Origin of the sequence: Nocardia sp. NBC_00511 (assembly GCF_045161165.1) — a bacterium.
Classification (GTDB): Bacteria; Actinomycetota; Actinomycetes; order Mycobacteriales; family Mycobacteriaceae; genus Nocardia.
Map to the genome: position 1 here is coordinate 5,124,498 of NZ_CP107849.1, position 24,807 is coordinate 5,149,304.

Sequence of the window (24,807 nt, forward strand, 5' to 3'; positions counted from 1 at the left end):
GCAACCTACCAGCGCAGCAATGCGCACTTCTGTCACGAACTGTGCGAAGTCGAGTCATTTCGCACGATCTCTCCCGTTCCTAGGCTCGACATACGAGCGATCAGGCCGGCGACCGGCCACGACGCACGATGTTGCCCTCGAGGAGGATGGTGCATGTCCGAACACGCGTTCAATGCCGACGGAATCGGCAGGTGGAACCCCGAAATCGAGTTCCCCGTCGAGAAGGAACGCTCGATCGCCTACGCCGAGGCGACCAACGACCCGATCGCGCAACACCTCGATGGCACCTTCGCTCCCCCGGTATTCGCGGTCGTACCCGCGCTGACGGATATGGCAGACAACACCATGTCAGTCGTCCCGGACGAGCTGATGTTCCGAATCCTGCACGGTGAGCAGGACTTTCGCTTCCACCGCCCGCTCGTGCCCGGCGAATCGGTCACCGTCCGGTCGAAGGTCGTCGGCATTCACGGAAAGTCGACCGGCGTCGTGGTGACCACGATCGGCGAGACCCGGGACGCTGCGGGCGCACTGGTCAACGAACAGTACTTCTCCGGGTTCTTCAAGGGCGGGGTGTGGCCGCACGAGGCCGGAACCTTCGCCCCCGCACACACTTTCGACGAGACCCTGCGTAGCCGCGCCGCCGACTTCGTGGTCGAGCAGCAGTTCGACAAGGACCAGACCTTCCGCTATGCCGAACCGGCCGGTGATCCCATGCCGATCCACCTGGACGACGAGTTCGCCAGGCAGATGGGCCTGCCCGGCATCATCATCCACGGTTTGTGCACGATGGCGTTCACCTCGCACGCCGTGCTGTCCCAAGTCGCCGTGGACGATCCCGCGCGACTCAAGCGGCTCGCGGTGCGGTTCAGCAAGCCCGCGCGACCCGAACAGCGAATGACCACGTCCATCTGGCACACCGGCGAGCGGGACGGGCGTCAGGTCTACGCGTTCGAGAGCGCGAGCAGCGAGGGCGACGCGCTGATCAAGGACGGCATTGCCGAGATCGCGTAATCACCACGGCCACAACGCTAATCAGAGGAGTTCAACCATGAACCGCGTGTACGTCATCGGCGTCGGCATGACGAAGTTCGAGAAGCCCGGTGGGCGCGAGGGCTGGGACTACCCGGCCATGGCACGCGAGTCCGGCACCAATGCCCTCACCGATGCCGGAATCGCCTACGACAAGGTGCAGCAGGCCTACGCCGGCTACTGCTACGGCGATTCCTGCTCGGGGCACCGTGCCGTCTACGAACTGGGCCTGACCGGCATCCCGGTATTCAATGTCAACAGCAACTGCTCGACCGGTTCGAGCGCCATGTACCTTGCCGCACAGGCGATTCGGGGCGGACTGGCGGACTGCACGCTCGCCATCGGTTTCGAGAAGATGCAGCCGGGCTCGCTGGGCTCCACCTACGACGACCGCGAACCGCCCATGCAGCGCCACCTGCTGGCCATGGCGGAACTGCGCGAGATCGCGTTCCCGCCCGCGCCGTGGATGTTCGGTGCGGCAGGGCTGGAACACCATGAGAAGTACGGCTCCACCCCGGAACACATGGTGCAGATCGCGGTCAAGAACCACCGGCACTCGGTGAACAATCCGTACGCCCAGTTCCAGAACAGCTACACCGCCGACGAGATCAAGTCCGCGAAGATGGTCTACGCCGCCGCGGAGCTGACTCGCCCGATGTGCTCGCCCACCTCCGACGGTTCGGGCGCGGCGATCCTGGCCAGCGAGCGTTTCGTGGAGGAGCACGATCTGGCGGGACAGGCGATCGAGATCGTCGGACAGTCCCTGGTCACCGATGTTCCCGGCACCTTCGAACGCAACAGCCTCATCAGTCTGGTCGGCGCGGATATGAGCCGCACGGCCGCGCAGCGGGTGTACGAGCAGGCGCAGATCGGGCCCGAGGACATCGACGTGATCGAACTGCACGACTGCTTCGCGGCCAACGAACTGCTCACCTACGAGGCCCTCGGACTCGCCGCCGAAGGCGAGGCGCACAAGCTCATCGACGCGGGTGACACCACCTACGGCGGGCGCTGGGTCGTCAACCCGTCCGGCGGACTGATCTCCAAGGGTCACCCCCTGGGTGCGACCGGCCTGGCGCAGACCGCCGAATTGACCTGGCAGCTGCGCGGTTCGGCGGACAAGCGCCAGGTTGACGGTGCGAAGGTCGCCCTCGCGCACAATATCGGACTCGGCGGCAGCGTCGTCGTGACCGCGTACCGCCCCGCCGAGCGCTGATCCCGCGCTGCGGCAACCCCTCACTCCGACACAAAGATTTGAGAAAGGCTCAACTCATGGCACTGGCTTCGGCATCGAAGGAAATCGCGGCTTCGCAGGACAAGGTGTGGGCGATCATCGCCGACCCGAGCCGCAATGCGGAATGGAACACCCTGCACGACAAGTGGAAGAGCGCAGCGCCCACGGTCATCGCACAGGGCGACAAGATGAGCGAGGTCGTCTCCATCATGGGGATGCCCAACACCATCATCTGGGATGTCGTCGAGTACGACGCCCCGAACACCTTCACCATCTCCGGCACCGGCATGGCCAATGCCAAGGTCAGCTTCACCATGTCCGTCGAGGTCAAGGGCGACAGCTCGATCGCCAAGATCGACGCGGAGTTCATCAGCCAGATGATGGTCGGCGCGATCGGCAAGGCCATCGAGCGCACCGCCTCCAAGGAGCTCGAGGCCTCGCTGAACAAGCTCGCCGAGCTTCTCGCCTGACCCGCCACTTCGGCACCTAGACAAGGGAATTCAGATGGGTTCAATGGAGAATCGCGTCGCGATCGTCACCGGCGCGGGTCGCGGCATCGGCCGCGAACACGCACTGCTGCTCGCGACACAGGGCGTCAGCGTCGTGGTCAACGACCTCGGTGGGTCCAATGACGGGAGCGGCTCCGATGTCGGTCCGGCGCAGGAAGTAGTCGACGAGATCATCGCGGCGGGCGGTAAGGCGGTCGCCAACACCGACAACGTCGCGGACTGGGATGGCGCGAAGAAGCTTGTCGACCAGGCGATCTCGGAGTTCGGCGGCCTCGATGTCGTGGTCAACAATGCGGGCATTCTGCGGGACGCGTTCATCGCGGGCATCGAGAAGTCGCAGTGGGACTCCGTCGTCGGCGTGCACCTCAATGGCCATTTCAATCTGCTGCGCCATGCCGCGGTCTATTGGAAGGACCAGTCGAAGGCGGGTACCCCGCGCAATGCCTCGGTGATCAATACCGCCTCGGCCTCGGGCACCTTCTCCACACTGCCCGGACAGGTCAACTACGCCGCCGCCAAGGCGGGCATCGCCGCGATGACTCTCGTTGCCGCCGAAGAACTCTCACGCTACGGCGTCCGTGTCAACGCCATCACCCCGGTGGCCCGCACCCGGCTCACCCTGGCCACCCCCGGCATGAGTGCGATCTTCGCCGATGAAGTGCCCGAAGGCGAATTCGACGCTTTCAGCCCGGCCAATATCGCCCCCGTCGTCGCCTACCTGGCGAGCGAGAAGTGCCCGCTCAACGGCAAAGTGCTCGCGGTGCAGGGCGGCGCGATCTCCCTGCTCCAAGGCTGGACCTTCGCCGAGACGGTGGAAGTCGACGGCCCCTGGGTGCTCGACGAGCTGCCCGCGCAGTTCGATCGCTGGTCGTAATGAGCACGTCGTTCATCGTGGAGCGACGAGCAGACTACGCCGGATTCCGCACCCGTGAACTGGCGGTAGCAGGACACGGCCCCACCGTGCTGTTCGTGCACGGATTCGGGCACGCGTCGGAGTGCTGGGTCCAGGTACTCGAGATGATGCACGAAGCCGGGCGGGCGGCGGTCGCGGTCGACCTGCCCGGCTTCGGCGGGGCGGATCCGCTCGCACCGGGCGAGTTACTGTCCCAGCTCGACATGTTTCTCGTCGAGGTGATCCGCCGCTACGGAGCTGCCGAAGGTGTTGTGGTGGTGGGAAACTCGCTCGGTGCGGCCTTGGCCGCCCGGGCGGGCCGGCACCGCGACCTGCCGGTCACCGCGGTCATGGCACTCGATATCGCCGGAATCACCTGGAAAAAGACGGTCTCGGTCGGGCTCGGGCCACTCCTGGCGAGTAGTGGACTCCTTGCGCCGATCGGAGTTTCCGGGCGTCTGTACCGGGCCTGTACCCAGCACGCAATGAGCCATCTGCTGTACGGCCGCAGATCCGCGGTCGATCCCGAGGTGGTGGCGCAGCTCGCGGAGGTCTTCCCCGACCTCCGCGAGGCCCACCGGCTGTTCCGGCTCGGCGCCAGGTTCAAAGCGGAGCTGGACCGCACGCGCGAGCACGGCGGAGTGCGAGTCCCGCTGGTCATCGTCCACGGCGCCCGCGACCGACTGGTCCCGATATCGGCCAGCCGCACATTGCACGCGGCCAATCCGGGGAGTCGCCTGGTCGTCTTGCCGCATTCGGGACACTGCCCACAATTGGACGCCGCCACCGTAATCGCCCAGCACGCCCGCGAATTGGCGGGCATGACGAACCACTCGAGGGAGATCTCGTGACCGTGCACCGATCCACTTGGATGAACGAAGACCTCGATCAGGTCGCCGACCTCGCCCGCAACTTCTTCACGAAATTCTGTGTGCCGCACGAGGACCGCTGGGGCAAGCAACAGCATGTCGACCGGGACGTCTGGCTCGAGGCGGGCAAACACGGCCTGCTGTGCGCCAGCATCCCCGAGGAGTACGGCGGTGGCGGTGGCGATTTCGCACACGAGGCCGTCATCGCCATCGAGCAGGTCCGGTCGCTCGCGCCCAGCTTCGGCGGCGTGCTGCACAGCGGCATCATCGCGCACTACATCAATGCCTACGGCACCGAAGAGCAGAAGGTGAACTGGCTGCCGAAGATGGCCAGCGGTGAGCTGGTCGCCGCCATCGCCATGACCGAGCCCGGCACCGGGTCGGATCTGCAGAACATCAAGACCCGCGCCATCAAAGAAGGCGATGCGTACGTCATCAATGGCGCGAAGACGTTCATCTCCAATGGATTCCTGTGCGACCTGGTGATCGTGGTCGCCAAGACCGCGGACACCGGCGGGATCGGCGACGTCTCGCTGATCGGTGTGGAGACCAAGGATCTGCCCGGATTCTCCCGCGGACGCAATCTGGAGAAGGTGGGCCAGCACGGCCAGGACACCTGCGAACTGAATTTCGTAGATGTGCGAGTGCCGCAGGCCAATGTCCTGGGCGGCATCGAGGGACAGGGTTTCGTCCAGCTCATGCAGCAACTCCCGCAGGAGCGGCTCATTCTCGCCGTCTCGGCGGCGGCCACCGTCGAGAAGGCGGTGCGGATCACCGTCGACTACGCCAAGGAACGCACCGCTTTCGGCAAGCCGATCTTCGCCTTCCAGAACACCAAATTCGTACTCGCCGAATGCGACACCCTCGCCTCGGTCTGCTGGACCTACCTGGACAGCTGCGTCGACAAGCACCTGCGCGGCGAACTCGACATCACGACCGCGGCCAAGGCCAAGTGGTGGCTCACCGAGCAGCAGTGCCTCGTCGTGGACCGCTGCGTACAGATCTTCGGCGGTTACGGCTACATGGTCGAGTACCCGATCGCGCGGATGTACGCCGACTCTCGAATTCAGAAGATCTACGGCGGCACCAGCGAAATCATGAAGGAACTGATTTCCCGCAGCCTGTAGTGCCACCACCGTTCTCGCTAAGAAAGTGACGTGATCATGGGCCCGTTGACCGGTGTCAAAGTTGTCGAAATCGCAAGTCTCGCACCGGCTCCCTTCGGGTGCATGATCCTCGCCGATCTGGGCGCGGAGATCCTGCGCGTAGATCGGGCCGGCGGATCGGCCGCGGTCACCCCGCCGGCCGGGCCGCTCGATCGCGGCCGCCGCAGCGTCGCCGTGGACCTCAAGAGCCCGGAAGGCGTTGCCGCCGTGCACCGTTTCGTGCGTGAGGCCGACGTATTCATCGAAGGGTTCCGCCCGGGTGTGGCCGAACGCCTCGGCATCGGCCCGGACGCGCTGCTGGCCGTGAATCCGCGGCTGATCTACGGCCGCATGACCGGCTGGGGTCAGGAGGGTCCGCTCGCGCCCCGCGCGGGCCACGACATCAACTACATCGCCATCGCGGGCGCACTCGAGCCGATCGGCCGGGTCGGGGAACGCCCGCACGCACCACTGAACCTGCTCGGCGACTTCGCCGGCGGCGGTCTGTTCCTCGCGCTGGGCGTACTCGCCGCCCTCTACGAGCGCGACCGATCGGGCCAAGGCCAGGTCATCGACGCCGCGATGGTGGACGGCGCGAACATTCTGATGTCCTTCCTGCACGGAATGCGAGCGGGTGGCATGTGGCCGAACCCGCGCGGAGAGAACATGCTCGACGGCGCGGCCCCTTTCTACGACACCTACGAAACCGCCGACGGCAAGTACATGGCGGTCGGCTGTGTCGAGCCGCAGTTCTACGCCCAGCTACTGGACAAGCTCGGCATCGACGCCTCGGAGCTGCCGTTCCAAATCGACCCGAGCGGGTTCGAGCAAGTCAGCAAGGTCGTCGGCGACGCCTTCCGAACCAAGACCCGCGACGAGTGGTCCGAAGTGTTCGCGGACTCCGATGCCTGTGTGTCCCCGGTGCTTTCGCCGTGGGAAGCCCACGAACACCCGCACAACCGGGCACGTGACGCCTTCGTCGAGGTCGGCGGGCTCATCCAGCCCGCACCCGCCCCGCGATTCAGCCGCACGCAACTCGATCGTCCGGTCGCCATGGACGCCAGCGGGCGCGATGTCGCTGCCGCACTGGCAGGTTGGGGCCTTTCCGAAGTCGAGATAGCAGAGTTCTCGAGTACCGGTGCGGTGAGATAGCAACGAACACTGGGGCGCGCGGCAGAGGATGAGGAGCTTGGCACACGCCGACATTCACCTGATCAGACCACAGCTGTCGACCGAAAGAGTCCCGAGGCAAGCGCGGCAACCGTCGGATGACACCGAGTGCGCTGCTGTCGGCGGACCGGCAAGGCCGTGTTGTGCGGCACGGAGCAATTGGTCTCGCGCTCTAATCCACTGTGCACCGTCGCACGCTCGGTCGTGCGGCGGCGGCATTGTCACGAGCAGGCCCTGGATCACCTCCACGGCGGTGAACACCCATTGCCGCAAGGGGATAGGCGAGACACCGGTTGGAGTCAGTGTCACTGCTATGTCGTGAACGAGCTCGCAAACCCGCCGTTCGAGTGCGCACAGCTGGCCCGACAGTTGCCGATCGGCGCGCGCGGCGACCCACAATTCGATGGCGGCCGCGAACAGGGGGCCCTGGTGTAGCCGCCAGAGCAAGTCCAGCAGTTGCTCGCGGGTTCCGCCGCTGCTGCGGCCCGTGCACGCATTGCGCCGCGCGGCCCAGGTGCCGGTGACAGGTATGCAGCGCGCCGGACATCAGGCCTTCTTCTTCGTGCGCTGCCTGGCCGATATTCCGTTGGCGTTCCGGCACTATCGCAAGGATCTGTGGCGACTGCTGTCCAATCTGACCTGGGGCAATGGTTCGCTCGTCGTGGGCGGCGGCGTCATGGGCGTCATTATCGCGATGAACATCTTCGTCGGCATCACCATCGGCCTGGAGGCGTACTCGCAGCTGGATCTGCTCGGCATGGGGCCGGTCACCGGGGCCATCACGGCCTTCGCGGTCACCCGGGAGATCGGGCCGATGATCGCGGTGATCGCCTTCGTCGTACAGGGCGGCTGCCGGATCACCGCGCAGCTGGGCACCATGCGGATCTCCGAGGAGATCGACGCCCTCGACTCACTCGCCATTCGGCCGCTCCCCTACCTGGTGAGCACGCGAATCATGGCCGCGCTCATCGCGATTGTGCCCATGTATCTGATCGGACTGAGCGCGGCCTATCTGTCGGCGCGGTTCACCGTGGTGCTGCTGGGCGGAACGTCCAGCGGCACCTACTTCCACTACTTCCATCAGTTCCTGGTCAGCACCGACCTGCTGTTCTCGATCCTCAAGGCGATCGTTTTCGTCACGCTGACGACCTTCATTCAGTCCTACTACGGCTTCTTCGCCGAAGGTGGGCCCGAGGGGGTCGGCGTCGCGGCGGGGCAAGCGATCAAGGTCTCCTTCGTCGTGGTCGTGCTGGCGGATCTGCTTCTCACACTCGGCATCTGGGGCATCGACCCCGGTATCCGGTTCTCGGGATAGGCGGGACGAGAATGATCTCCGACCCAAGCGGACGCGGGCCCAGCGGACGCCGATTACTGCTCGCGGGCCTGGCGCTGTGCACTGTGATCGCCACGGCCACGACACTTCTGCTGCTGCGCTACGGGGGAACCTTCACCGCCAAGGTGCCGGTGATCGCCGAGATGACCTCCACCGGGGACGGGTTGCCCGCCGGGTCCGATGTGAAGTTCCGCGGGCTCACCGTGGGCAGGGTGCAGAGCTCCGAGGTCGCGGCGACCGGCGAAACCCAGCGGGTGGCAATCGATTTGAATCCAGAGTACGCCGACGGGGTACCGTCCACGGTCACCGCGCGAGTGGCCCCGGCGAATATCTTCGCCGTCACCTCGATCGAACTACTCGACAACGGCCCTGGGAAGTCATTGACCGCCGGGTCCGTGATTCCGCAGGATCGCTCGGCGAAAACCGTTGCCCTGCAATCGGCTTTGACGACCTTCCGCAATGTGCTCACCAAGTTGGAGCCCGACAAGATCGGCCGCATCCTGGCTTCGCTGTCGACGGCGCTCGATGGCAGCTCGCGGATGCCGGGCTCGACTTTGGAGCGACTCGATCACTGGCTCACCGCCATCGACCAGGTGGAGATCGGCGCGGATCTGAACAACTTCACCACGGCCGCAGCGGGTCTGAGCCAATCCGCGCCCGAACTCCTCGACGTGCTCGGCCGGTCGGTGACCACGGCCCGGACCCTGTCCGAACGGCGAGACCAGCTGACCGCATTGCTCACCAGCGCGGGCAACACGGTCGACACCGTGAACGGGCTCTTCGCCCGCAATCCCAATACCGGTAAGGAATTGGTGGCGGGACTGGCCGATACCTTCGGCGCGCTCGCCGATCAGCCCGACGCGCTGCCCGTGGCTATGGCGAATCTCGGTGACGCACTGCGGAAATTCTCCACCACGTTCCACGACAACGGTGCGGGCGGATGGAAATGGCAGTGGAGTATCGATGCCTCCCTCACGCCGTTTCAGCAGTACACGCGCGCGGATTGCCCGCGCTACGGCGGGCTGGCGGGGCCCAGTTGCGGCACCGCGCCCGAGACCGTCGATACCGGCATACCTGCCCTGTCCGCGATTCCCGCACCGGAATTGGCGCCGGGCGGCCTGCCCGCGATCCCCGGCCTCCCGACGCTGCCCGGCCTCCCCGCGGTACCCGGCCTCCCCACCGGCTTATTGCCGGGCATCCAGCCTGCCGCCCTGCGCGGGCCGGCCGGAGTGGCGGCCATGCTCGGCCGCAATCCGACCGCCACCGAACTACTCGTGCTCAATGCGGCCATGGCCGGCGGCTCGGTCCGCCCCGTCGCCGAAGGAGGATCCCGATGAGTTATCGCAAACCGCTCATTGGATTCGGGGTGTTCGCACTGATTTCCATGCTGGTCACCGGGGTGGTGTGGGCGACCCTGCAACGCAGCGTCCCCGGCGACACCCACAACTATTCGGCCACCTTCTCCGACGCCTACGGTCTGCATCCGGGTGACGACGTGCGCATGGCGGGTGTGCGGGTGGGCCGGGTGCAATCGGTCGCCCTCGACGCGGATCACAATGCGCGAGTGACCTTTCAGGTGCAGCGCGAGCAGACCTTGTTCGTGAACACCAAGGCCATGATCCGGTATCAGAACCTCATCGGTCAGCGGTATGTCGCACTGGTGCGCGGCCCGGGGACGGCCGCCGTCCTGCCCGACAATGGCGCGATTCCCCTGCGCGCCGCGGGGCACCTTCCAGACCGAACCGTCCTTCGATGTCTCGGCGCTGCTCGGCGGTTTCGAACCACTCTTCAGCGCGTTGCGGCCGGAGCAGATCAACTCGCTGTCCAACACACTGATTCTCGCGTTGCAGGGTGACGGTGTCTCGTTGAGCACCTTCCTCGCCCAGGCCGCTTCGGTCGCCGCGGAATTCCAGCAGCGCGATCAGATCCTCGGCGAGGTCATTGCCAACCTGAGCGGCGTGGTCACCGGATTGGCCGCGCGCGGAGGCGAATTGGATACGCTGCTCACCCGCACCACTGATCTCGTCTCGGGACTGCGCGAGCAGGGGCAGTCGCTGCTGACCTCGACCCAAATCGTGGCCGATGCCTCCGGCTCCGTGGCGGCGATGGTCGCGCAGATACAGGACCGGCTGCGGCTGGCTCAGAATTCCTCGACCCAGGCCTTCGATCTACTGGTCGGCAATGGCGCGAAACTCGATCAGGCGGCCATCGAACTACCTCAAATCCTGTTCGGGCTGGCGAAACTCACCGAGAACGGCGCGTACGGCAATGCCTATGCCTGCGAGCTCGATGTCTCGCTGTACGACATGCTGCTGCCGCCGGGCGTGCTGCCCGCGGTCCTGAATCAGCTGATCGGCACCCATCACACGGAGGTGTGCCGATGATTCGGCTCCTACCCAGACGACCGGATACCCAGCGCGGCCGCCACATTCGCACCGGTGTCATCGGCGCGGGGGTGGTGATCGCACTGCTCGTGGGCTCCAGTACGTACAAGTCGTTCGGCATCGGGGACAAGACCGTGCACGCCGAATTCGCGCAGGCGGCCGGGTTGCGAGTCGGTGACAAGGTGCGCGTGGCCGGGATCGAGGTCGGCCGGGTGGCCGCGGCTCGTATCGAGGGCAACCATGTTCTGGTCGGCCTGCAGATCGAGAGCGGTCTCACCTTCGGTCCGGACGCGCGCGCCGAGATCAAGACCTCCACCATCCTCGGCGGCACCTACGTCGGACTCGACACCGGGCGCGGTGATGGCCTGCCGGGCGGACGAATCACACTCTCGCACACAGTGGTTCCCTTCAACCTCGCCAAGATCGTGCAGGATCCCGACTATTCCACGCAGTTCGAGCGGATCGAACGCATCGACACCGCCAAGGTCGCCGAGGCCATCGGGGTGCTCGGCACGCAGCTCGGTGATTCACCGCAGTTGGCGGCCACGGCGCTGGACAGTGTCGGCGCACTGGCCAAGACCATCGACGCGCGGCGCGGACAGGTCGAGCAATTGCTGACCGGCCTCGACCAGGTCGCGGGGATTCTCGACGAGAACAGGAACAATATTCTGCTGATCATGGTGCAGGCGGGGGCCATCGGGAACCGCGCCAATGAACGCAAAGAGATGATTCGCGGGCTGCTCGACAATATGGCGGCGCTCTCACAGCGCTTTCAGCAGATCGGCGCGGAGAACGACGAACAGCTCGGACCACTGATCGCACAGCTCGCGACCATGGGGGCCGGGCTGGAGAAGAACCGGGCGCAGCTCGAACAGCTGCTGCAATTGCTGCCGATCACGGTGCGGCAGTTCAACAATGTGTTCGGCAACGGCAACTACGGCGATATCTGGGCGCCCTGGGCCGTGTTCACCGACCAGATGCTGTGCGGTGCGCCGGGCGGTCCGATCGTGCAGGGGTGCCGATGAGGACCCCACGCCTGCTCGCCCTCGCGGTCGCCGCGCTCTGTGCGGCAACGCTCGCCGGGTGTGCCACCCTCGGTGATTCCTTCGACGACAAGATAAGGGTCACCGCCGATTTCGCGAACATCGCGGGAGTTTACGAGGGCAATGACGTGTCGCTGCTCGGATTGCGGATCGGGCAGGTCGACAAGATCGAACCGCATGGCACCTACGTCACCGTGTGGATGACCATCAGTGCCGAGAACCCCGTGCCCGCCGAGGCCATCGCGGCGACCTTGTCACCATCGCTGGTGACCAACCGGCACATCGAACTGGCACCCGCCTACTCCGGATCCGGTCCGAAACTCGCTGACGGAGCGCATATCCCGTGCGGGAGCCCGTGCGGGCAGCCCGGTCCCGGGCGCACGCGCACACCGGTCGACCTGGATCGGGTGCTGACGACCGTGGACAGCATCGCCACCTCACTCAAAGGCAAGGGCGGTGCGGAGGGACCTCTTTCGGGCGCGGCGCTCGAACAGGCGTTGCGCGGCAATGGCGATCGGATACGGGAGACCATCGGGGCGCTCTCACGCTCGGTCGAGCTGGGTGTGGACAATGGTGATGCCATCTCGCGAATCATCATCCGGCTCAACGAGATAACGCAGATCATTGCCGCCAACGATCAGGCGGTGCGGGAGTTCGGCGGGCAGACGACCCAGCTGAGTCAGCTGCTCGCCGAGCAGGCGCCCGGGCTGCAAGCGGTGTTCGCCCAGCTCAATGACTTCCTCGCCAATACCAGCACCGTGCTCGGCCAGCGGGGCGGGCAGCTCGGGGAGGCACTGACCGGGCTCACCGCGACCACCGATCAATTGCGGGCCAATGCACGCAATCTCATCGAGGTCGTCGATGTCATGCCGCTGCTGTTCCGCAATATCGACAACTCCACCCTGCGTGATGCCGGGCAGATTCGGTTGCACTTCCTGGTGGACAAGTCGCTGCTCGACGGGGAGCTGCTGAGCGCGTTCAGATGCGATCCGACGGTTGCCGCACCGGGAAGATCGAAGACTTCGGAGCCGACTTCGGTCTCACGGCCCTGCTGCTCGGATTGGCTGGTACCAAATGACGTTCGCACGAGTACCCGCCGCACTGCTGGTCACCGCAGTGGCCGGACTGACCGCCGGATGCGGGGTCACCGTCGAGAATCTGCCGCTGCCCCGACCGGGCATCGGCTCGGACGGCTACACCGTTCACGCGGTTTTCGACAATGCGCTGAACCTGCCCGCTTCCGCGCATGTGAAGGTCGGCGGCGCGGATGTCGGTGAGGTGAGCGCAATTTCGACGCGTGACTTCCTCGCCGATGTGGAGATGAGCATTCGCGGGGATGTGCGATTACCGGCGAATGTCACCGCGGAACTGCGACAGGCCACGCCGCTCGGAGATGTGTATGTGGCCATCACGCTGCCGCCGCGAGCCGCCGATCAACAGCAGCTGCTGGACGGGGGCACCATTGCGCAGCAGAACACTTCGGCTGGAGCCTCGGTGGAAGATCTGTTGCTGTCGGTAGCCACGCTGGTCAACGGCGGAGCGCTGAATCGGATCGCGAATATCACCACCGAACTCGACTCCATGGTCGCAGGCCGCGGGCCGGTACTCTCGCATCTGATCACCGAGATGACCGATGTGACAGCGGGATTGAACCAGCGCTCCGGGGAACTCGATGTGCTTCTCGGGCAGATGAACGGGGTGCTCGCCACCTTCGCGCAGCGCAAGAGCGAACTCGGGGCGGTCGCCGACACGGTGCCGGGCATGATCAGCGCCATTGCCGACGACAATGCCAAAATCGTTGGGCTGCTGAGCAAGATCTCGGTCACCATGACCGCGCTCGACGATTTCGCCACCACCTCGGGCGGTGATCTGAGCGCGCTGCTGGACAGCACGGCCGCCCTGACCACCAGTCTGGCGCGGATGGGTGAGAATTTCGGCGGCACCCTCGACGCACTGCACGCCGTCGCGCCGCAATTGCTGTCCGTCATGCGCGGAAATGCCATGACGTTCTACGGAACGGCGAGTTATCTGGGAATCGGGGCGCTTTATGACCCCGGCAGCAAATTGCCGGACGGCACTGATGCCGGCGCTTTCGCGGGCAGCCTGCTCGATGTGCTGAACCGGGTCTACGGCCGGGTCCTGGGAGGAAACCGATGAAGGTCGTCCGGAACCTGCTGCAACGCAAGGTGATGCTGACGAATCTCGGGTTGCTGGTCGCGCTGATCCTCGGTGCTACATACCTTTTCGTCGGCCAGGCCGGTATCAACCCGCTGCGTGAGAGCTATACGGTCACCATCGAGATGGACCGGTCCGGCGGGCTGATGCGCAAGAGCGATGTCACCTTCCGGGGCTACCGGGTCGGCACTATCACCTCGATTCGATTGACCGCCAAGGGCCTCGAGGCGCAGGCGACGATCAACTCTTCGGCGCGCATACCCGCCCGGGGAATCGCTGCGGTGCAGTCGCTTTCGGCGATCGGGGAGCAGTATCTCGACCTCCGGCCGACCACCGACGAGGCACCCTATCTCTCGGACGGCTCGATTATCGTGGCGCGGGACGTGCGCACCCCGCTGCCCATGTCCGATGTACTGGAGAATGCCGAGGCGCTGATCGCGCAACTCGATCCGGTCAGCGATCCGGTGCGCTTCCAGACCATCATCACCGAGCTCGACAAGGCGCTCGGCGGTGGACCGGATCAGTTGCGCGGGCTCGTCTCCGGGATCAGCGCCATCACGGTCGGCATGGAGAATGTGCTGCCCCAGACCGTCGCGCTGCTGCGGAACCTGCGGGTCATCGCGGGGACGACCGCACAGATCCAACCCGATCTCACCACGCTGCTGCGTAATTCGAGCATCCTGTTCGGGCAGCTCGGCGCGGCCGACGCGGAGGTGCGGCGCATGCTCGAGCTGGGGCCGGGACAGCTCGCCACGCTGGGCGGTGTGCTCAATGAAACGTCGGACCCGCTGACCAATCTCGCGACGAATTTCCTGGCGATCGCCCAGTCGGCTCGCCTGCGCACCCCGGCCATGCGCGAACTCTTCCCGGCGCTGCGCGACGGCTCCGGCGCGTTGGCGGTCATCGCGCACGGGGGCGCGTTCCACACCCTGGTAGATATCTGGCCCCGCCCGACCTGCGAATACGACACCGTCCCGGTATCCCCCACACAACTCAACGGCAACACCGTCCGCCGCTGGAACTACTGCGCCACCGATAATCCCGCGCTCCAGATCCGCGGCTCGGCCAACGCACCCCGCCCCGATCTGCCCGACAACGGTGCGCAACGGCCACCGGGCGTCGACCCCAACGAACAATCCGCACCGGTCCCGAAATGAGAACCCTCGCCATGACCTCCTCCGATACCGACACAGACGCCGCCACTCCGGAAGCCATGGCCGCCGCGGAAGTTGTTTCGCCGCAACGCTGGTCACGTCCACTGCGCTGGACCGCGCTCGGCACGGCCGTACTGCTCCCCACCGCGGCGGCGGTGTTCTACTTCACCCGCTATGACGACAACCAGTCCGTCATCGACGCCCAGCACTCGGCGCGCGAGGCGGCCTGCGACTACGTCCGCACCCTGACGAACTACGACTCGAAGAACGTCGACACCTACGTCACCAGCGTCCTGGCCGGTGCGAGCGGCGACTTCAAAACCGAATTCGCCAAAACCAGCACCGAACTCGCCCAGGTCATAGTCGCCGCCCAGATAACCTCCGCGATTCGAGAGGCTCACTGCGGCATAGCAACCGGCGACGAAAACCACGCCGAAGTGGTGGTGGCCCTGAGCCTGACCATCAGCAGCCTGGGCACCGAGGGCAAACCGGTACCGAGCCAAATGTCCCTGGTAGCCACCATGGACAAGATCGACAACCATTGGCTGGTAAGCAAACTGGATGCCCCCGCCCTTCAACCGTCGGCCACCGCCGACGCCGGCCAGGCCGCGCTGCCCGGGTCGGTCACGCCACGCTGATCGACGGGCCGGGGGTACCGGGCCAACGGCGACACTCAGTCGGCCGGGCATGCCGGGGGCGTTGGGTCAGTCGGATCCCGGCGTCGACCGCCTCATGCCCGGCCTGCACGCATTGAGCGCGGCCAGGGGGATGACCGGCCGCATCGATGCGACGTTGCAGGAAATCCGGATGCCACCACCAGCGGCTCGGCGCGGTGCCCTGCGACGCCTCCGGCACGTGGAAGCGACCGAGAGAATCCTCGAAACAGCGATCCCTCGGTCGTGTGCCCATCAGCTGACAATCCTGGATCAGCGCTCCTGCCGCATCAGCTGACAGGTTGCGGCACAGTGGCCTTCGCCGCCTCGGAGTCAGGCATCAGGCGATGGAAGGTGTGCAGTGCGGCGCGAGCGAGGGTGGGGGTGAGCCGTCGACTCCACAGGGCCAGGGTGCCCAGCGGATTGTCGACGGTGGCGGGTCTGCGCATGAGGGCGTCGATGAACATGTCGACCGCGTCCGGTACGGCCAGTGCGGTGTAGCCGGACCAACCGGTCGGGCCGATCATGTCGGTGTCCACCAGCGGGATGTGGATATTGGTGAACACCACTCCGTCGGAGAGGCATTCGACGGCCGCGACGCGCATGACCGCTTCCAACGCGGCCTTCGATCCGATGTAAGCGGAGAATCGCGGCAGGTCGGCGATCACGCCGATCGAAGAACTGGCGATGACATGGCCGCTGCCGCGGCGGCGCATCGCGGGCAGCAGGCGCAGCATGAGCCCGACCGCGCCCAGATAGTTGGTTCGGGCGGCCCGCTCGTAGTCGTGTAATCGGTGCTCCGACAGGGCAATCGAGCGGCGGATCGAGCGACCCGCGTTGTTGACCAGGATGTCCGGAGCGCCGAATTCGGCCAGTACGCGGTCGGCGAGTTGGTCGATGCCTTCGTCGGTCGACAGGTCGGCGGGGACGGCGTGGGCCGAACCGCCTCGGGCGCGGATCCCCGCCACCACCTCGAGGAGCTCCGGCTCACGCCGGGCGGTGACGATCACGATCGCACCCGCCGCCGCGACCCGCTCGGCCAATGCCCTGCCGATGCCGCTCGACGCACCGGTAATGAGCACGGTCTTCCCGGCCACCCGATCACGCAGAGTCGGGCCGAACGGACGGGGCAGTGTGCGCGGTGGGGTCAGGACGTTGATCGTCAGCCGGACCAGTTCGGTCGAAAGTTTCACAGTTCCTGCAGCTTTCGTTTGAGCACCTTGCCGGTGGGGTTGCGGGGCAGTTCGTCGAGGAAGGTGATCTCGCGGGGCACCTTGTAGCGGGCCAGGTTGGCTCGCACGTAGTCCCGGAGGTCGCCTTCCACCAGTAGCTCGGAATCATGCAGCACCACAAAGGCTTTCAAGCGTGCACCGAACTTCTCGTCGGGTACGCCGACCACGGCGGCCTCGCGCACCGCCGCGTGCGTGTGCAGCAGTTCCTCGACCTCGGCGGGGAAGACGTTCTCGCCGCCGGAGACGATCATGTCGTCATCGCGGCCGTCGATGTAAAGCCTTCCGGCGGAATCGAAATGGCCGACGTCGCCGGAGGCCAGCAGACCCTCGAGCGCGTCCTTGCCGCCACCGCCGGTGTAGCCCTCGAACTGCATGCCATTGCCGACGAAGACGCGGCCGGTCCGGCCTGTCGGGAGTTCAGCGCCGTCGTCGCCGAAGACCTTGACTACCGCACCGAGCACCGGACCACCGACGCAACCGGGGGCCGCGCGCAGATCACTCGGAGTCGCGATGGTGGCGTACGCGACCTCGGTGGAGCCGTACATGTTGTAGATGACCGGGCCGAGGGCATCCAGGGCACGGGTGGCGAGGTCCGCGCCGAGCTGTGATCCGGCAACGAAAACGATGCGCAGACTGGATAAATCGCGGCCGGTACGGGCATCGGCACCCAAGTCGAGTAGGCGTTGCAGCATGACCGGCACCACCACCATGGCGGTGGCGCGGTGCCGGGCGAGACTGTCGAATGCGGCCTGCGGATCGAAGCGCCGGCGCACCACGATGGTCGATCCGAAGGCGATCGCGGCCATGGCGTGTGCGAAGCCCAATGTGTGGAACATGGGTGCGCAGATCTCGGTGACCTCGCGGGACCGGAAGGGCACCTTGCTCAGCAGCGCGCCGAACGGGGCGAGCGAGCGCGGTTCAGGGCGCGGCGCGCCCTTAGGGGTGCCGGTGGTGCCACTGGTCAGCAGGATGATCTTCGGAGCCACACCGGGCGCAGGCGGGGCTTCCCGCGAACCGGAGGCGATCAGCGCCTCCAGGCTGTCGGCCGCTGCCGTCTCGGTCCAGGCCCGGTAGGCCCCGCGCGGCGGGACCACGCCCGCGAGCATCGAGGCGTACTCCTCGTCGTACACCAGCAGGTCGGTGCCTTCGCGGGTTGCCACGTCGCGAATCTGCGGTCCGGCGAAATCGGTGTTCAGCAGGACGATTCGAGCACCGCATTTGGCGGCGGCGAAGGTGGCCTCCAGCAGCCCGCGATGGTTGCGCGCCAGAATCGCCACACCCTCGCCGGGGGCCAGTCCCCGCTCCCGCCAGGCATTGGCGAGGGAGTGGGAGCGCAAGTTCAGTTCCTCGAAGGTGAGCGACCCGCGTTCATCGATGATGGCGGTGCGTTCGGGGTACCGGGCCGCCGACATGCCCAGCAAACCGGCCATGGACCCGTAGTCGCGCACCGCACGCCCGCCACGCAGCAGCGTCTGCGGCGGCATTATGCCGAGAATGCCACTGCCGACACATAATCGGAGGTGCTCGAGTTCGGTGCGGGTGCGGCGCACGTGCTGCGCGATGCTCACAGGTCTGGACCTCCTCGTCCGGTCACCGAAGTGACACCGAGCCTCGGTGACATGGCTGTCGTGGGCTCGAATGGGTTCACGGTAGGGCGGACCCGAGATCCGGGACCATAAGCGGAACGGTCAGATGCTTTCGATATTCGGCCGCGCTCCGAACGCATTAGCGAAGCGGCCAATTGCTTTAGATATTCGGCCAGGGCAGGTCGGATTCGTCCGATCCTTGGCTATTTTGGCTACATGCGTACTCAATGGCGAGTAGTCCGGCGTACACCTTGGGGACCGCTGCCCCTTCCTACCTGTGCCGCGATGGCAGGGCGGCTATGACCACCACGGTGCGGTCCGATCGGCGCGCATGGCGCACCCTGAGCGATCGGCAATGGTCCGGGCTGCGCGATGACGCCGAGTTCGTCTTCCTCGGCACCCCGCCGCGCGGGCAGGTCCTCGAGGTGCGCTCGGCCGACGGAACCCGCCTCCACACCGAGGTTTTCGGCCCCGCCGACGGCTACCCCATCGTGCTCTCGCACGGCATCTGCTGCGCCCTGCGCTTCTGGGACTACCAAATCGCGGACCTGTCCCCGGATTTCCGCGTCATCGCCTTCGACCATCGCGGGCACGGCCGCAGCGATCGCCCCGCGCGCGGCGGTTACACCACCGCCCGCCTGGCCGAGGACCTCGACGCCGTGCTGCGCACCGCACTGCGACCGGGTGAGCGCGCGGTCATCGCGGGACATTCCATGGGCGGCATCACGATTCAAGCCTGGGCGGATCGCTTTCCCGCCCAGGTCGGGCGGTTCGCGGACGCGGTAGCACTGCTCAACACCACCGCCGGTGAGCTGGTTGGGTTCGGTGGCGGCCCGAATCCCTCCGCACTCTCGACTGTGGCAAACCGGGTGCTGACCGCAGGAGCCCTGGTGTTCGGCGGTATCCCACTGCCCGCGCGACTCCCGTTGCGGGCGGCACTGATGGATCCCGGCACCGTCGGCAGGGACGCAACCCCGGCGGTGCGCGCGATGGTCCGGGAACTGATCCTGGACACACCGTCGAGCACCCGCGGGGCGTTCATTCGCAGCCTGGCCGTATTGCGCACGGGCGATCTCGATGCGGGAAGCCTCACGGTCCCGGCGCTCGTGATCGGCTCGCAATTCGATCATCTATTGCCGTACGCGCATTCGCGTCGACTGGAAGCATCGCTACCCAATTCGCTTGGGCTGGTGAAGGTTCCCGGTGGTCATTGCAGTCCACTCGAGCACCCGGGACAGATCAGCGGTGCGCTGCGCAACCTGGCGAACAACGCCCGGCGCACCTCGTCCACCGCCTGATCCACCCGCCTCCGGCCGGCAATCGAAAAGTCGGACCCCCGATCGGGCTGCTGATCGTCCTCAGCGGCCGGGATGTTCGCGGGCGAAGCGGCCGGGGGTGATGCCGCGCCATTGTTTGAAGGCGGTGGTGAAACTCGGTGCGCCCGCGTAGCCGAGGCGATAGGCGACCTGTTCGACCGGAAGTCCGGTGCTCAGCAGTTCCTCGGCCAGGATGCCGAAGGTCTCCGCGGAGATGTCCCGGAACGAGGTTCCCTCCTCCACGAGTCTGCGGCGCAAGGTGCGCACGCTCATATGCAGTGCCGCAGCCACTTCCGTCTGGCCCAGTGATGCCTGGCCGCGCCGCACCAGCAGGTCGCGGACCTCGCCCGCGAGTCGAGTGCGCTGGACGCGGCGGTGCAGCAGTGCGGCGCACTGCTGTTCGAGCAGGCGCGCGGTTTCCGGGCTGGCGGCGGGCATGGGCTCGGCCAGGATCGCGGCCTCCACCACGAAGAAGTGGGTCTCGCCGGGGGCGGCGATCACCTCGGCGTCGACGCCCATGTCGGCCAGGAGAGGTCGCAGCCGCGACAGCAGTCCGCCGCCGATCTCGATGCGGCGCAAGGAGAGCGGGCGCTGGAAGACCTCTCGCCAATTGGCGATGCTGCCGGACACGTCACGCTCGAGCAGGAATCCGCGGACGTCGGCGGGAATATCACTGTCGTCGAATCCGATACGCGCCTCGTCACCGGAAATCTCCAGGCTCGCACGCGAATACGAGTACGACAGTTCGAAATAGCGGGCCACGGTCTGGATGGCCTGACCCACGGTCGGGCTGCTGATGAGCGCATAACCCCAGATACCGTGGATCGCGGCGCGATAGCGCGGCCCCACCTCGAACCCGAGTCCCGGCCGATCGCCCAGCGCGCGCACGATATTGCGCACCAGCTGGAGTTCCTGGCCCGCGGTGATCTCCGCGTCGGCATCCGCCAATCGGGCAGCCGTCATGCCGGTACCCAGCAGACTCGTCGCCGCGTCCACGCCGTGCTCGGCGGCGAAGTCGGCGAGCAGCGCGGCGCTGGTCACCGGGCGCAGCGCATCGAGCGAGAGCATGCCGCCATCATCGCATTGGTTGGCCGAAAATCGAAAGTGCCTGGCCGTGGATGCGATGGCCCAGGTCACACCCGTTTCCTACCGTTTCAGGTATGTCAAAGAAGCCATCGATCGGCATTATCGGCAGCGGATTCAGCGGTCTCGCCGCCGCGATCGGCCTGAAACAGGCCGGGTTCGACGACTTCGTCGTCTTCGAACGTGCCGAGGGACCCGGCGGGGTGTGGCGGCACAACACCTACCCGGGCGCGGCGTGCGATGTGGCGTCCTCGCTGTACTCGTTCTCCTTCGAGCCGAACCCGAACTGGTCCCGGCCGTTCGCACCGCAGCCGGAGATCAAGGGCTATCTCGAGCACTGCGTCGAGAAATATGGGCTGACCGGGCACATGCGGTACGGCGTCGAGATCGCGGCGGCCACGTTCGACGAGGAGTCCGGGACCTGGACTATCGAGACGACCACCGGGGACAAGAGTGAGTTCGACATCGTGGTGGCGGCCGGAGGCCAGTTGACCAGGCCTTCGTTCCCCAAGATTCCCGGTATCGAGACCTTCGACGGCACCGTGTTCCACTCCGCGGAGTGGAACCACGACCACGACCTCACCGGCGAACGCGTGGCTGTGGTCGGCAATGGAGCCAGCGCGGTCCAGCTGGTACCGCAGATCGTGGACAAGACGAGAACACTGACGGTATTCCAGCGCAGTGCCGAGTACCTGATCCCGAAACCCGATTACCTGCAGGCGAATTGGGAGCACAAGCTCTACGACCGGGTACCCGGTGTGCTTCGGGCGCTGCGCGGCGCGTGGTGGTCCATCGGCGAATACGTGAACCCGGCGCTGACTCTGCCGATGAGCCGCACCGCCCGGCACGCCTACCTCGCGCCGCTATATCTGGCATCGAAAGCGCAGCTGCGACTCCAGATCCGGGACAAGGAACTGCGCCGCAAGCTCACCCCCGATTATCAGATGGGCTGCAAGCGAATCCTGCTGTCCAGCAACTACTATCCGGCACTGGCCCGCGAGAACGCGGATGTGGTCACCGATTCCATCACCGAGATCACGCCGAACGGCATCATGACCGCCGACGGCACCAAACACGAGGTCGACACCATCGTCTTCGCGACCGGCTTCCAGGCGGGTGGCTTCGTCGCGCCCATGACGGTGCGCGGACTCGACGGGCAGGACCTGAGCGGCAGCTGGAACGGCGAACCGCAGGCCTATCTCGGCCTGACCGTCACCGGCTTCCCCAACTTCTTCCTGATGTACGGCCCGAACACCAATTTCGGGGGCGGATCGATCGTCTACATCCTGGAGAGCCAGGCCCGCTATCTGGTGGACGCCGTGCGCACCCTCGCCGCGCGCAAGGTCGCCTACATGGATGTGAAGCCGGAGGCGTTCGACGCTTTCAGCACCGAAGCCCAACGCCGCCTGCGTAATTCGGTGTGGGCGACCGGCGGCTGCCACAGCTGGTACACCAACGACAAAGGCAAGGTCACCAATAACTGGCCCGGGCTGATGTCCGAGTACCGCCGTCGCACCGCCAAGGTGAATCCCGCCGACTACCGGTTCGTCCCGGCCGACCGCTGATCCCGCATCCCGAATCCCGAATCCCGAATCCCGAATCCATAGAGAGCGAACAACAGTCATGACGAAGAAGTCACTCGCAGGCCGCCGCATCGCCATCACCGGAGGCGCACGCGGTATCGGCCGCTCCACCGCCGAAGCGTTCATCGCCCGTGGCGCGCAGGTCGTGATCGGCGATATCGACGCCGAACTCGTGGGCAAGACCGCCGCCGAGATCGCCGAGCGCACCGGCGGCCGGATCGTCGGCCTGCCGCTCGACGTCACCGACAGCGGCAAGTTCGAAACCTTTTTCGACGCCGCCGAAGCCGAACTCGGCGGACTCGACGTGCTGGTCAACAACGCGGGCATCATGCCGACCGGACCGTTCCTCGAGGAGAGCGAGAAGCTCAGCGACCGCCAGCTCGACATCAACCTGCGCGGCGTCATCTTCGGTTCGAAGCTGGCGGGTACGCGCTTCGCGCGACGCGGCAGCGGACACATCGTCAATATCGCCTCGGTCGCAGGGGTTTCCGCCGCGCCCGGCGTGGCGGTGTACTGCGCCACCAAGCACGCGGTCGTCGGTCTGGGCTCGGCACTGCACCAGGAACTCGCGCCGCTCGGGGTGCAGGTCACCACCATCGCGCCCGGCTTCGTGCGCACCGAGCTCATCGCGGGCCTGTCCCCCAACAAGCTGATCGAGCAGATCGGTGTGGTCGACCCCGAAGACGTCGCCGAGGCCATCGCGAATCAGGTCGAGCGCGGCAAGGGGGGCCTCGCGTTCGTGCCCAAGCTGGGCGGGGTCACCATCACCGCGCTCACCATGATGCCGGAGAACCTGCGCAACCGGATCTACAAGGTGCTGGGCCTGCACGCGGTCACCCTCGACTCCGACGAGTCGGTGCGAGCCGCCTACCGGGCACGCACGGAAGGCTGAGTCGTGACGACCACCTTCGACACACACAGCCCCCTCGATGGGCATCTCACCGCCACGGTCGAGATGTACGACGAGACTCAGGTGCAACGCACCGTGGCGGAACTGCGCGCGGCCCAGCCCGCCTGGGAGCAGCTCGGTGTCACCGCACGGGTGCGCTGGGTCTATCGGTACCGGGATTGGCTGCTGGACAACGCCGATCGGCTTTCGGCGCTGCTGCACGAAGTCACCGGTAAGCCCGCGGGCGAAGCACCCATCGAGATCCTGTTGACGGTGGACGTCATCAATTACTACGGACGGAACGCCGCGAAGTTCCTCGGCGATGAGAAACCGCGCCCGCACAGCGTGCTGCTGGCAGCCAAACAGCTCCGCACCCGATACCGGCCATACCCCGTCGTCGGCATTCTTTCGCCCTGGAACTACCCGATCGCGCTCACCCTGTTCGATGCGCTCGCCGCGCTGCTGGCGGGCGGGAGCGTGGTGGTCAAACCGGCCCCGATCGCCTCCGCCGTCGTCGCCGCCTGCGTCGACGGCTGGCGTGCGATCGGCGCTCCGGCCGTATTCGATTACGTGACAGGCGAAGCCGATACCGGCACCGCCGTCATCGACACCGTGGATTACGTACAGTTCACCGGCTCCACGGCCACCGGAATCCAGGTGGCACAGCGCGCCGCCGCGCGGCTGATCCCCTACAGCCTCGAACTCGGCGGCAAGGACCCCGCGCTCGTGCTGGCAGATGCCGACCTCACCCGGGCGGCGGCGGGCGTCGCCTTCGGCGGGCTGTCCAACAGCGGGCAGATGTGCACATCCGTCGAACGCGTCTACGTCGAATCACCGGTCTACGAAGCATTTCTCGACGAGCTCGTCAAGACGGTGACCAAGATCCGCCAGGGCGTCGGCCCCGGTTTCGACATCGACGTAACCACCTTGATCAGCGCCGCACAGTTGGAAACCACGCAGCGGCACGTGGACGACGCCGTCGCCAAAGGCGCGCGAATTCTGCTGGGCGGCAAGCCGACCGGCGAAGGCTTCGGTTTCCAGCCCACCATTCTCGCCGATGTCGACCACACCATGACCGTCATGACCGAGGAGACCTTCGGCCCACTGCTACCGGTCATGAAAGTCCGCGACGCCGATGAGGCCGTACGCCTGGCCAACGACTCCGACTACGGCCTCTCCGCCAGCGTCTGGTCCCGGAACAAGCACCGCGCCACCATGATCGGTGAACAACTCGAGGTCGGCTCGGTCGACATCAACGACGTCTCCGCCCACCTCGCCTTCTTCCCCCTCCCGCAATCGGGATGGAAGAACTCCGGCATCGGCGCCCGCCTAGGCGGCGCATACGGCCTACGCAAATACTGCCGCACCCAAGCCGTACTCGTCGATCGCATCACCACCCCCCTCGTCCCCCTACTGCTGTGGTTCCCCTACTCCGCGACCAAAGCCAAACTCGTGGGTACCGTCTTCCGCCTCCTCGACGCCAAAGACCTCCCCCGCAAACTGAACCTCTGAAGAAGTCGGCAACCCA

At 66.1% G+C, this 24,807-nt stretch carries 23 protein-coding genes; 20 read left to right on the plus strand and 3 right to left on the minus strand.

Annotation, left to right across the window (positions count from 1 at the left end; translation table 11 throughout):
• The first annotated feature begins 153 nt into the window (after window positions 1-153).
• From OG300_RS24085 to OG300_RS24160, 16 genes are all read left to right on the plus strand, one after another.
• Window positions 154-1,011, plus strand: coding sequence for a MaoC/PaaZ C-terminal domain-containing protein (locus OG300_RS24085; RefSeq protein WP_405485206.1), 858 nt, complete (start codon window positions 154-156; stop codon window positions 1,009-1,011).
• 37 nt (window positions 1,012-1,048) lie between these two features.
• Window positions 1,049-2,245 carry a lipid-transfer protein gene (locus tag OG300_RS24090; protein WP_405485208.1) on the plus strand — a complete coding sequence of 399 codons (1,197 nt, stop codon included), beginning with the start codon at window positions 1,049-1,051 and terminating at the stop codon, window positions 2,243-2,245.
• A gap of 56 nt (window positions 2,246-2,301) precedes the next feature.
• Window positions 2,302-2,733: an SRPBCC family protein gene (locus OG300_RS24095; RefSeq protein WP_405485209.1), complete on the plus strand. Its 432-nt coding sequence runs from the start codon at window positions 2,302-2,304 to the stop codon at window positions 2,731-2,733.
• A 34-nt stretch (window positions 2,734-2,767) separates the two neighbouring features.
• Window positions 2,768-3,646, plus strand: a complete 879-nt coding sequence (locus OG300_RS24100) for an SDR family oxidoreductase (protein WP_405485211.1) — start codon at window positions 2,768-2,770, stop codon at window positions 3,644-3,646.
• Window positions 3,646-4,515: an alpha/beta fold hydrolase gene (locus OG300_RS24105; RefSeq protein WP_405485213.1), complete on the plus strand. Its 870-nt coding sequence runs from the start codon at window positions 3,646-3,648 to the stop codon at window positions 4,513-4,515. The genes OG300_RS24100 and OG300_RS24105 overlap by 1 nt, the downstream gene beginning before the upstream one ends.
• A 20-nt stretch (window positions 4,516-4,535) precedes the next feature.
• Window positions 4,536-5,660: an acyl-CoA dehydrogenase family protein gene (locus OG300_RS24110; protein ID WP_405498640.1), complete on the plus strand. Its 1,125-nt coding sequence runs from the start codon at window positions 4,536-4,538 to the stop codon at window positions 5,658-5,660.
• A gap of 30 nt (window positions 5,661-5,690) precedes the next feature.
• Window positions 5,691-6,830, plus strand: a complete 1,140-nt coding sequence (locus OG300_RS24115; protein ID WP_405485215.1) for a CaiB/BaiF CoA transferase family protein — start codon at window positions 5,691-5,693, stop codon at window positions 6,828-6,830.
• Window positions 6,831-7,377: 547 nt separating this feature from the next.
• Window positions 7,378-8,163: an ABC transporter permease gene (locus tag OG300_RS24120; protein ID WP_405498641.1), complete on the plus strand. Its 786-nt coding sequence runs from the start codon at window positions 7,378-7,380 to the stop codon at window positions 8,161-8,163.
• An 11-nt stretch (window positions 8,164-8,174) separates the two neighbouring features.
• A complete protein-coding gene (locus tag OG300_RS24125; RefSeq protein ID WP_405485216.1) occupies window positions 8,175-9,518 on the plus strand; it encodes an MCE family protein in 1,344 nt (447 codons plus the stop codon).
• Window positions 9,515-10,036 carry an MlaD family protein gene (locus tag OG300_RS24130; RefSeq protein ID WP_405485218.1) on the plus strand — a complete coding sequence of 174 codons (522 nt, stop codon included), beginning with the start codon at window positions 9,515-9,517 and terminating at the stop codon, window positions 10,034-10,036. Before OG300_RS24125 ends, OG300_RS24130 begins: the two co-directional genes overlap by 4 nt.
• Window positions 9,945-10,565 (plus strand): MCE family protein, encoded by a 621-nt coding sequence (locus OG300_RS24135; protein ID WP_405498642.1) that lies wholly within the window; start codon window positions 9,945-9,947, stop codon window positions 10,563-10,565. The genes OG300_RS24130 and OG300_RS24135 overlap by 92 nt, the downstream gene beginning before the upstream one ends.
• Window positions 10,562-11,590 carry an MCE family protein gene (locus OG300_RS24140; protein WP_405485220.1) on the plus strand — a complete coding sequence of 343 codons (1,029 nt, stop codon included), beginning with the start codon at window positions 10,562-10,564 and terminating at the stop codon, window positions 11,588-11,590. The genes OG300_RS24135 and OG300_RS24140 overlap by 4 nt, the downstream gene beginning before the upstream one ends.
• The gene (locus tag OG300_RS24145) at window positions 11,587-12,885 is read left to right on the plus strand and encodes an MCE family protein (RefSeq protein ID WP_405485222.1); all 1,299 of its coding nucleotides are present in this window, start codon (window positions 11,587-11,589) and stop codon (window positions 12,883-12,885) included. The genes OG300_RS24140 and OG300_RS24145 overlap by 4 nt, the downstream gene beginning before the upstream one ends.
• The gene (locus OG300_RS24150) at window positions 12,773-13,765 is read left to right on the plus strand and encodes an MCE family protein (RefSeq protein ID WP_405498643.1); all 993 of its coding nucleotides are present in this window, start codon (window positions 12,773-12,775) and stop codon (window positions 13,763-13,765) included. Before OG300_RS24145 ends, OG300_RS24150 begins: the two co-directional genes overlap by 113 nt.
• Window positions 13,762-14,940, plus strand: coding sequence for an MlaD family protein (locus OG300_RS24155; RefSeq protein ID WP_405485224.1), 1,179 nt, complete (start codon window positions 13,762-13,764; stop codon window positions 14,938-14,940). Before OG300_RS24150 ends, OG300_RS24155 begins: the two co-directional genes overlap by 4 nt.
• Before the next feature lie 11 nt (window positions 14,941-14,951).
• On the plus strand, window positions 14,952-15,575 hold the full coding sequence (locus tag OG300_RS24160; protein WP_405485226.1) for a hypothetical protein: 624 nt from the start codon (window positions 14,952-14,954) through the stop codon (window positions 15,573-15,575).
• A gap of 305 nt (window positions 15,576-15,880) precedes the next feature.
• Here OG300_RS24160 and OG300_RS24165 read toward each other — a convergent pair whose 3' ends face one another.
• Window positions 15,881-16,783 (minus strand): SDR family NAD(P)-dependent oxidoreductase, encoded by a 903-nt coding sequence (locus OG300_RS24165; RefSeq protein ID WP_405485228.1) that lies wholly within the window; start codon window positions 16,781-16,783, stop codon window positions 15,881-15,883.
• A complete protein-coding gene (locus tag OG300_RS24170) occupies window positions 16,780-18,390 on the minus strand; it encodes an acyl-CoA synthetase (RefSeq protein WP_405485230.1) in 1,611 nt (536 codons plus the stop codon). Before OG300_RS24170 ends, OG300_RS24165 begins: the two co-directional genes overlap by 4 nt.
• Window positions 18,391-18,707: 317 nt before the next feature.
• On the opposite strand from OG300_RS24170, the gene OG300_RS24175 reads away from it, so the two are divergent.
• A complete protein-coding gene (locus OG300_RS24175) occupies window positions 18,708-19,706 on the plus strand; it encodes an alpha/beta fold hydrolase (RefSeq protein WP_405485232.1) in 999 nt (332 codons plus the stop codon).
• Window positions 19,707-19,766: 60 nt separating this feature from the next.
• Here the strand turns inward: OG300_RS24175 and OG300_RS24180 are convergent, their stop codons facing one another.
• Entirely contained in the window at window positions 19,767-20,792 is a 1,026-nt protein-coding gene (locus OG300_RS24180; protein WP_405485234.1) for an AraC family transcriptional regulator ligand-binding domain-containing protein, read from the minus strand.
• 92 nt (window positions 20,793-20,884) lie between these two features.
• Between OG300_RS24180 and OG300_RS24185 the strand changes: the two genes are divergently transcribed.
• The 3 genes from OG300_RS24185 to OG300_RS24195 are packed head-to-tail and all read left to right on the plus strand — an operon-like array spanning window position 20,885 to window position 24,791.
• Complete coding sequence (locus OG300_RS24185) at window positions 20,885-22,372, plus strand: flavin-containing monooxygenase (RefSeq protein ID WP_405485236.1); 1,488 nt, start codon at window positions 20,885-20,887, stop codon at window positions 22,370-22,372.
• A 58-nt stretch (window positions 22,373-22,430) separates the two neighbouring features.
• Window positions 22,431-23,282, plus strand: a complete 852-nt coding sequence (locus OG300_RS24190) for an SDR family oxidoreductase (RefSeq protein WP_405485238.1) — start codon at window positions 22,431-22,433, stop codon at window positions 23,280-23,282.
• 3 nt (window positions 23,283-23,285) lie between these two features.
• A complete protein-coding gene (locus OG300_RS24195; RefSeq protein ID WP_405485240.1) occupies window positions 23,286-24,791 on the plus strand; it encodes an aldehyde dehydrogenase family protein in 1,506 nt (501 codons plus the stop codon).
• Window positions 24,792-24,807 lie beyond the last annotated feature (16 nt).